This window comes from Psychroserpens sp., from assembly GCF_047633235.1.
Taxonomy (GTDB): Bacteria; Bacteroidota; Bacteroidia; order Flavobacteriales; family Flavobacteriaceae; genus Psychroserpens.
In genome coordinates this window covers 1-9,385 of the sequence record NZ_JBLIET010000071.1, presented here as the reverse complement: position 1 = coordinate 9,385, position 9,385 = coordinate 1, and the positions used below count along the sequence as shown (strand labels likewise).

The 9,385-nt window shown below is 34.2% G+C and carries 7 protein-coding genes and 1 pseudogene; 7 read left to right on the top strand and 1 reads right to left on the bottom strand.

Annotated features, from left to right (window positions below; translation table 11 throughout):
• The first annotated feature begins 94 nt into the window (after nucleotides 1-94).
• The 3 genes from ACJAZK_RS14145 (at nucleotide 95) to ACJAZK_RS14135 (ending at nucleotide 5,450) form a co-directional block, all read left to right on the top strand.
• The gene (locus ACJAZK_RS14145; protein ID WP_415224586.1) at nucleotides 95-2,620 is read left to right on the top strand and encodes a PIG-L family deacetylase; all 2,526 of its coding nucleotides are present in this window, start codon (nucleotides 95-97) and stop codon (nucleotides 2,618-2,620) included.
• A gap of 159 nt (nucleotides 2,621-2,779) precedes the next feature.
• On the top strand, nucleotides 2,780-4,483 hold the full coding sequence (locus ACJAZK_RS14140; protein WP_415224585.1) for a sodium:solute symporter: 1,704 nt from the start codon (nucleotides 2,780-2,782) through the stop codon (nucleotides 4,481-4,483).
• A complete protein-coding gene (locus ACJAZK_RS14135; RefSeq protein ID WP_415224584.1) occupies nucleotides 4,464-5,450 on the top strand; it encodes a Gfo/Idh/MocA family protein in 987 nt (328 codons plus the stop codon). Before ACJAZK_RS14140 ends, ACJAZK_RS14135 begins: the two co-directional genes overlap by 20 nt.
• Before the next feature lie 54 nt (nucleotides 5,451-5,504).
• Here the strand turns inward: ACJAZK_RS14135 and ACJAZK_RS14130 are convergent, their stop codons facing one another.
• Complete coding sequence (locus ACJAZK_RS14130; protein ID WP_415224583.1) at nucleotides 5,505-6,353, bottom strand: DUF2911 domain-containing protein; 849 nt, start codon at nucleotides 6,351-6,353, stop codon at nucleotides 5,505-5,507.
• A gap of 112 nt (nucleotides 6,354-6,465) precedes the next feature.
• Here ACJAZK_RS14130 and ACJAZK_RS14125 point away from each other — a divergent pair, with 112 nt between their 5' ends.
• From ACJAZK_RS14125 to ACJAZK_RS14110, 4 genes and pseudogenes are all read left to right on the top strand, one after another.
• The gene (locus ACJAZK_RS14125; protein WP_415224582.1) at nucleotides 6,466-7,122 is read left to right on the top strand and encodes an MIP/aquaporin family protein; all 657 of its coding nucleotides are present in this window, start codon (nucleotides 6,466-6,468) and stop codon (nucleotides 7,120-7,122) included.
• A 109-nt stretch (nucleotides 7,123-7,231) separates the two neighbouring features.
• Nucleotides 7,232-7,888, top strand: coding sequence for a TetR family transcriptional regulator C-terminal domain-containing protein (locus ACJAZK_RS14120; protein ID WP_415224581.1), 657 nt, complete (start codon nucleotides 7,232-7,234; stop codon nucleotides 7,886-7,888).
• A 10-nt stretch (nucleotides 7,889-7,898) separates the two neighbouring features.
• Complete coding sequence (locus ACJAZK_RS14115; protein WP_415224580.1) at nucleotides 7,899-9,209, top strand: ABC1 kinase family protein; 1,311 nt, start codon at nucleotides 7,899-7,901, stop codon at nucleotides 9,207-9,209.
• Nucleotides 9,209-9,385: pseudogene (locus ACJAZK_RS14110) on the top strand (flavin oxidoreductase); the annotation flags it as partial. The gene ACJAZK_RS14115 and the pseudogene ACJAZK_RS14110, both read left to right, overlap by 1 nt.

The window sequence follows — 9,385 nt, the reverse complement described above, 5'->3', positions numbered from 1 at the left end:
TCATTTTCCTTTATTTTCTAACGTTAAAGAAATCTAAAAACACAGACTCACCTACCATACTTTATTATATTTGATTCTAGCTAACTATCAAACAATGAAGACACGATTACATTTACTGCTTTTATCCCTATTTTCAATAACGCTAATAACAGCACAACAACCAAAAAAACCTACATCATCAGAGATTCATGAGTCTATAAAAAAGTTGAATTTCTTAGGTTCTGTGCTATATGTTGCTGCACATCCTGATGATGAAAATACTCGGTTAATTTCCTATATGTCCAATGAAATAAAAGCAAGAACTGCTTATCTATCGTTAACTCGTGGTGATGGCGGACAAAATCTAGTTGGGCCAGAAATTAGAGAGCTATTAGGTGTTATTAGAACGCAAGAACTTCTTGCTGCTCGGCGTATAGATGGTGGCGAACAATTATTTACAAGAGCTAACGATTTTGGATATTCTAAACATCCTGATGAGACGTTAGCTATTTGGAATAAAGAAGAAGTTTTAAGTGATGTCGTTTTAGCGATTAGACAGTTTCAACCAGACGTCATCATTAATCGTTTTGATCATAGAAGTCCAGGAAGTACACATGGTCATCATACAAGTTCTGCGATGTTAAGCCTGGAAGCTTTTGATCTAGTAGGTGACAAAAATGCGTATCCAAAACAATTATCACGAACCGACATTTGGCAACCACAACGTTTATTTTTTAATACGTCTTGGTGGTTCTATGGAAGTCAAGAAAAATTTGACGACGCAGATAAATCAAACTTATTAGAGGTCGATACTGGTGTATATTTTCCAAGTAGTGGATTAAGTAATCCTGAAATTGCAGCTTTGAGTCGGAGCCAACACAAATCTCAAGGATTTGGTAGTACAGGAAGTCGTGGCGCACAAATAGAATATATTGAACTCATAAAAGGAGATTTACCAACAGACAAGACCAATATATTTGAAGGTATAGACACCTCATGGAATCGTATAGAAGGCGGAAAATCTATTGGAGAGATTCTTTACGATGTTCAAAAAAACTATGATTTCAAAAACCCATCAGGGTCTATTTCAGAACTAGTAAGAGCTTATAAAGCGATTCAGAATTTAAAAAATGAGCACTGGAAAAACATAAAAACAACCGAAATAAAAGACATTATCGCTGCGTGTGCTGGTTTATATCTAGAAGCTACAGTCAATTCGAACCATGCCACTGCAGGTTCTAATATCGATTTAAACTTAGAGATTATTAATCGTAGTGCTTCAAAAATTATTTTGTCAAGTATCATAAATCCTAACGGGATTAAAATAGATAAAAACATCACATTAGATAATAACATCGATTTTGATTTCAAAGAAACGGTAGCTATCAAAACAGACCAGCAAGTTTCTACACCCTATTGGTTGACTAAAAAAGGAACTTTGGGTATGTATGACGTTGAAGACAAAAGCCTAATAGGTAAGCCCGAAACACCTCGACGACTCAATATTACATTTAATTTAAATATTGAAAACGTTGACATCTCTTTTACGAAAGCCATTGTTTATAAAACTAATGATCCCGTGAAAGGGGAAGTATACAAACCTTTTGAAATCATCCCTGAAGTATCTGCAAAAATTTCAGAAAAAGTCATCATTCTTGATACTGATAAACAGCGAGATATTGAAGTTATCATTAAAGCAGGTAGAGCTAATATTGAAGGTTTTGTTCAAATTGCACACCCAAACAACTGGAATGTATTACCTGAAAAGCAAAAAGTAATTATTGTTACTAAAGGTCAAGAGCAGCGTTTAATTTTTACGGTTATTCCTCCAAAAGAGCAAAGTGAAGGTTTACTAACACCTATGGTACATATTGGAGATATGATATATACTAAAGAGCTTATCGAAATAGATTATGATCACATTCCGTTTCAAACGGTTTTATTGCCTAGTGAGACAAAAATCGTACGTCTAGACATCAAAAAAAGAGGTCAAAATATTGGCTATATCGAAGGTGCTGGTGATGTTGTTCCTGAAAGCTTAAGGCAAATTGGTTATAATGTAGCTATTTTAAAACCCGAAGATATTTCTGCAGAAAATTTAAGTCGATTTGATGCCATCGTAGTTGGAATTAGAGCCTACAATACGGTAGAAGAATTAAAATTTAAACAAGAACTACTGTTTGACTATATTGCACAAGGCGGAAATATGATTGTACAATACAACACAAGTCGTGGCATTAAAGTGGATCAAATAGCGCCTTATGACTTAAAACTTTCAAGAGATCGTGTAACTGATGAATTTGCAGATGTTAGATTATTATCGACGAATCATGAAGTTTTAAACTTTCCGAATAAAATAACACCAAGAGACTTTGAAGACTGGACACAAGAACGTGGCTTATATTTTCCTGACGAATGGTCTAGTGAGTTCACACCCATTCTATCTATGAATGATGAAGGCGAAACGCCTAAAACGGGAAGCTTACTAGTCGCAAAATATGGAAAAGGATATTACATCTATACAGGGCTTAGCTTTTTTAGAGAGTTTCCTGCTGGTGTTTCTGGAGCATACCGCTTGTTTGCTAATATACTATCTTTAGGTAAAAATGATTTGAACGACGCAGAGCAAATCAAAAACTAAGCATCAACAGATTATTAAATATTTGGTAACTAATCTTGTCAAAGTCACAAAACCCACCAACCATGGAAAAATACAAATGGAATAAAATGTATACCATAGTACTTGCTGCTAATATTGTATACATCATCGCATTTTACATCATCACAAAAGCCTTTTAAAATGCAAACATTAGATTGGATTGTACTCATTAGTACCTTGTTACTTATTGTTGTCTACGGAACATACCAGTCACGAGGTAGTAAAAATGTTCAAGATTATTTAAAAGGTGGAAACACCTCAAAATGGTACACGATTGGATTATCTGTCATGGCTACTCAAGCCAGTGCTATTACCTTTTTATCAACACCTGGACAGGCTTTTAACGATGGGATGGGATTTGTGCAATTCTACTTTGGCTTACCCATAGCCATGGTGATAATTTGCATGGTATTTATTCCTTTATATCACCGTCTTAAAGTATATACAGCTTATGAGTTTCTAGAAAATAGATTCGATTTAAAAACCAGAACGCTCACTGCTATTTTATTTTTAATTCAACGTGGTTTAGCTGCAGGTATTACCATTTTTGCTCCTGCAATAATTCTGTCTGCTTTGTTAGGTTGGAATTTATTATTACTTAATGTTATCATTGGATTTCTAGTAATTATTTACACGGTTTCTGGAGGAACAAAAGCAGTAAATGTGACCCAAAAACATCAGATGATTGTGATTTTTACAGGAATGATTATTGCATTCTGTTTAATCATTGATAAACTTCCAGAAGGCATCACATTCTCAAAAGCATTAGATATCGCGGGAGCCAGTGGTAAAATGGAAGTTCTTGACTTTTCATTTAGTCTTGATAATCGATATACGGTTTGGAGCGGACTTATTGGTGGTACATTTTTGATGCTCTCCTACTTTGGAACCGACCAAAGTCAAGTACAACGCTATTTATCTGGTAAATCATTGAAAGAGATGCAGATAGGAATGATGTTTAACGGACTCCTAAAAGTACCAATGCAGTTCTTTATTTTATTGGTTGGTGTAATGGTCTTTGTGTTTTATCAGTTTAATCAAGCACCTTTAAATTTTAATCCTAATGCTACTGATATTGTTTTAAACTCCCGATATGCAGCAGAGTACAAAGCTGTTCAGGAAAAACAAAATGACGTTTTCGCAATGAAAAAAGCTTCTATTACTGAATTTTCAAATACAAGCAAAAAAGTCAATCCAGATGTTATAGCAAAATATAATGCGCAGAGTGATGCCTTAAGGGCAGAAGCTAGAATTTTAATAGATAAAGCTGGAGATTCTCAAAATATTAAAGTAGAAAGTAATGATAAGGATTATGTGTTTTTAAATTTCATTTTACACAACCTGCCTAGAGGATTAATTGGTTTATTACTCGCTGTAATTCTAAGTGCTGCTATGTCAAGTACTGCAAGTGAATTAAATGCTTTGGCAAGCACCACAGCTATGGATTTATACAAAAGAAACACTTCTGAAAAGTCTGATAAACAAATGGTTACAGCATCTCGATTTTTCACTTTAGCTTGGGGAGTTATAGCTATTGGTGTCGCCTGCGTAGCCAATCTTGCGGAAAATTTAATCCAACTTGTAAATATCATCGGTTCTATTTTCTACGGAAATGTGCTAGGTATTTTCCTTTTAGGTTTCTTTTTCAAGTTCGTGAAAGGAAATGCCGTATTTGTGGCAGGTTTAATTACTCAGGTATTAGTTATCGGACTATTCTTATTAAATGAATATGAATATATCAATTTACCATTTTTATGGTTGAATTTTGTTGGGTGTGTTATCGTGATTACTATTGCGTGTCTCATACAATCATTAACATCAAAAAATGACTACACAGCAGCATAAAACCATAAATTGGGGCATTATTGGTCTTGGTAAAATCGCCCATAAATTTGCGCAAGATTTATTACACATCGAAGACGCAAAGCTCTATGCCGTAGCTTCTAGACATCAAGATAAAGCGAATGCTTTTGCACAAACATATAGTGCTAAAATAGCTTTTGGTGATTATGAATCTCTAGTAAAAGATCCAAACATTGATGCTATTTATATCGCTACACCTCATGTATTTCATCATGAACATACCATTTTATGTCTAACTCATAAAAAAGCAGTGTTGTGTGAGAAACCTTTTGCTATGAATTTGAGCGAAGTTGATGACATGATTGCAACTGCGAAAGCAAACCATACGTTAGTGATGGAAGCAATGTGGACTTATTTTTTACCACATTATCAATTTGTATTACAACATATTAAAGATGAAACTTTCGGAAAGATTCGTACTATTGAGGCCGATTTCGGTTTTAAACCTGAGATAGACATGACTTCTAGAGTATTTAATAAATCACTTGGAGGCGGAAGTTTATTGGACATTGGTATCTACCCTATTTTTGCCGCATTATCTACTCTAGGAGCACCCATTCATATTGAATCTAAAGCAACATTTTTTGATAATGACGTAGATTCATCATGCTTGATGTTGTTTAGTTATGATAATGGTGTAGAAGCACGCTTAAAAAGCACATTATTACAAAATACGCCTACAGAAGCTATTTTTTATTGTGAATACGGTACTATTAAAATTAATTCAAGATTTCAAGAACCTTCTAATGTGACACTTATTTCCGAGGGAAAAGAAAGCACGACTACCTTTGATTATAGCACTAATGGATATTATTACGAAACTGTTCATTTTAACCAGCTTCTAAGAGACCACAAAACAGAAAGTGATATAATGACGTTTAACTTCAGCAGGACACTCCTTGGGCTACTTGATACTGTTAGATTACAAATAGGTCTTAACTACAAATAAAAAAAAGACCTTTTGAGATTTCAAAAGGTCTTTTAAATATTATTTTATTAAAAATTACATTGCTCCCCATTCTTTAAGAGAGTCCATGTTTTGCTTCACATAATTTTGATTTCCAGCTTCTTTAGCAGCAGCCATAGACTTCTTAGCTAAATCGATGGCACCTTTTTTATCTCCAGCAGCAGCATAAATTAACGATTGCTGTCTTACTTGCCAAAATCCTGGATTTTCAGTCATGAACATCGCTTTATCCATCCACATTTTTGCTTTTTTAATATCTTTCCCAGATTCTAAGTAATACACAGCAGAAGCGTAGTAATCCCCTGCACTTGGTCCTGCCATTATTTTATCAATTGCAGTTGAAACTGTTTGATCTGTTGGTACAGTAAAAGGAATACCTGCATAAGAGGTTTCCCAGATAATATCGATGTTACCACCATTAGAAGTGATATCACCAACACCAATAGATAAAGTTTCAACATTAAAAGGAAGTTGCATAACATCAACCTTAGCAGTTGCAGCGACCTTGCTATCATCCCACGCTTCTGGTGTTCCCCAATTTTCTGTATCGCTATAAAACATAACATCCCATTGCGTAGCAGAATTTAATTTCGTGAACATGGCATAAGATCCAGCCTTAACTGCTTGACCTGCAATAGTAACATCATCACTAAAAGTGATTATTGAATTTTTATTAGCGCCTGTTCTCCACATGCCTCCAAAAGGCTCTAAATCTCCAAATATTGTTCTCCCTTTAACACTAGGGCGAGAATACTCAATAGTAATATCTGTTAATCCAACCTTTTGTTCAAACTTAGCAGAAGGACTTGGCGCTGGTGTTTCAATTTGCGCATAGGTAGCGAAAGACATAGCAAACACGGCAAACATTAATAATAATTTTTTCATTGTATTAGATTTAATGGTTATTTTTTAAATTCACGTAAATTTACAAACTAGCAAACGGGTTGATTGTTAAGAAAACCTTAAATTAAGAGAAGCCTTCTAAAGACGACATAAAATGAAAAAATATTTCGCAGAAACGATTGGAACTTTCGCAATGGTATTTTGTGGTTGTGGAGCAATGACCATTAATGAAATTACTGGAGGAAGTATTACTCATGTGGGAATTGCTATGACTTGGGGATTAATTGTAATGAGTATGATTTATGCTTTTGGCGATATTTCTGGAGCACACTTTAATCCTGCTGTGACGTTCGGATTTGCTTATGCAAATAAATTCCCATGGAAAGAAGTCCCAAAATATTTTATTGCTCAGGCTATTGGTGCTTTTCTAGCCTGCCTGATATTACTTTTCCTATTTCCGCAGAGTGAAACATTAGGTAGCAGCTTACCCGCTCAAGGTTTTGAACCCTATAGAGCCTTTGTATTAGAAATCCTGCTTACATTTTTCTTAATGGTTGTGATCATAAACGTCTCTACAGGAAGCAAAGAAATTGGAACCATGGCAGGCATCGCTATTGGAGCTGTAATTTTATTGGAAGCCATGTTTGCTGGCCCTATGACGAACGCATCGATGAACCCTATTAGATCTCTTGCTCCAGCTCTCATGTCTGGAAACTTACAGCATTTGTGGCTCTATTTAACGGCTCCTTTTATAGGAGCATTTTTAGCAGTTATGAGTTGTTCTTTTGTTAAAGAGGAAAATTGCTGTTAAAACGTGTGCTATTTAAATGTTACCTAAACGTAATGTCTTGTTAATTTTTGTTTAACTTTTATATTTAATGGTTAAACATTTTGTACCTTTACTGAACAATCAATCAGTCATGGCAAAAAAAAAAAACATAACAAAAAATGACATTATTTCATTCTACATGGACTATGTCTTAGAGCACAATCATCAGCCAAAAACGGTGTACGCTTTTGCAAAAGCAAGTAACTTTGAAGAACAAAAATTTTATGATCATTTTGGATCATTTGAAGCTGTTGAAAAGCATGTATTCACCGCCTTTTATCACAATACAATTACGGTACTTGAAAAAAGCGATGACTATACATCTTTTGATGCTCGTAATAAGTTACTAAGTTTTTACTTCACATTCTTTGAAAATCTAACCGCAAACCGCAGTTATGTAAAGTATGCCTTAGAGCATCACAAAAGCGACCTGAAGAGTATGAGTTTACTAAAAGATTTAAAACGTGTTTTCACTGATTACATAGCCAGTTTAGAGATTGATCTTATAGACATTAAACAAGAACAAATTGATAGAATTCAACAACGGGGACTTAAAGAGACAGCTTGGTTTCAACTATTATTGACCCTAAAGTTTTGGATAGATGACACCTCTCCAGGATTTGAAAAGACGGACATTTTTATTGAAAAATCTGTTAATACGAGTTTTGATGTATTAAACGTTGCTCCAATAAGAACATTAATAGACTTTGGGAAATTTATTTTCAAAGAAAAAATTCAAATGAACTAAGCAGTCCTTAATGAAAACTATAGACAAAATACCTACATCCAAAATTCAACGCGCATCGAAACTGGTTTCAACAGGTGCGAAAGTTGGTGTTAATTACCTCAAATATTATGGAGATAAATTAACAAAAACTGAAATTGAAGCTAAGGATCGTTTAAATCAAAATAATGCAGAAGACATTTATGATGGTTTAAAACAGCTCAAAGGAAGTGCACTTAAGGTTGCACAAATGCTGAGTATGGAAAAAAGTATTTTGCCACAGGCTTATGTAGAAAAGTTTTCATTGGCTCAATTTTCTGTTCCGCCTTTATCGCCTCCATTGGTTTTAAAGACGTTTAAAAAATACTTTGGCAAATTGCCAAATGAAATATATGATACCTTCAACGCAACTTCTGTAAATGCTGCAAGTATTGGACAAGTCCATATTGCAGAAAAAAATGGGAAGAAACTTGCTGTGAAAATCCAATATCCAGGAGTTGCGGAGAGTATCGCATCAGATCTTGCAATGATAAAGCCTATCGCTGTGAGTATGTTTAATATTAAAGGAAAAGATTCTGATAAGTACTTCAAAGAAGTTGAAGGTAAATTAATTGAGGAAACGAATTATATTTTAGAAGTTGAGCAAAGTAAAGAAATCGCTCTTAAGTGTGCTCATATTCCTAATTTATCGTTTCCTAGTTATTATGAAGAGTTATCCTCTGAGCGCATCATCACTATGGATTATATGGCTGGTGAGCATCTATCAGAATTTACTGCATATAACACAAATCAAGAATACTCAGACAAATTAGGTCAAGCGCTTTGGGACTTTTACATGTTCCAGATGCATACTTTGAAAAAGGTTCATGCAGACCCACATCCTGGTAATTTCTTAGTATCTAAAGATGCTGGATTAATTGCTTTAGACTTTGGTTGTATGAAAATAATTCCTGACGAATTTTATATACCTTATTTTGAATTGGCTGATGTCACTAAAATAAATGATCGCAAATATTTTGTTGAAACACTGTACCAGCTTGAAATATTAAGAGAAGACGATACGCCTAAAGAAATTGCATTTTTTACCGACATGTTCTATGAAATGTTGAGTTTGTTTACACAACCCTTACAGGCCGACGTATTCGACTTTTCTGATGGTACTTTCTTTGGAAAAATAACAGAATTAGGTGAGCGCTATTCAAAAAGCACAGAACTTAGAAAAATGAATGCAAATAGAGGATCTACGCATTTCATCTATATTAACCGTACCTTCTTTGGATTATATAACTTAATGTTTGATTTAAAAGCAAGGAACATTAAAATAAACAACTATAAAACCTTATAATGGCGTATATTACTAATAAAGATATTGACAACCTTGATTATATATACCGAATTAACTTAATTAATAGTTGCTCTGGTTATAAATCTGCTAATTTATTAGGAACAAAATCTAATGAAGGTATTGAAAATGTTGCTGTATTTAGTTCTGTTACGCATATAGGTTCAAATCCGCCAATG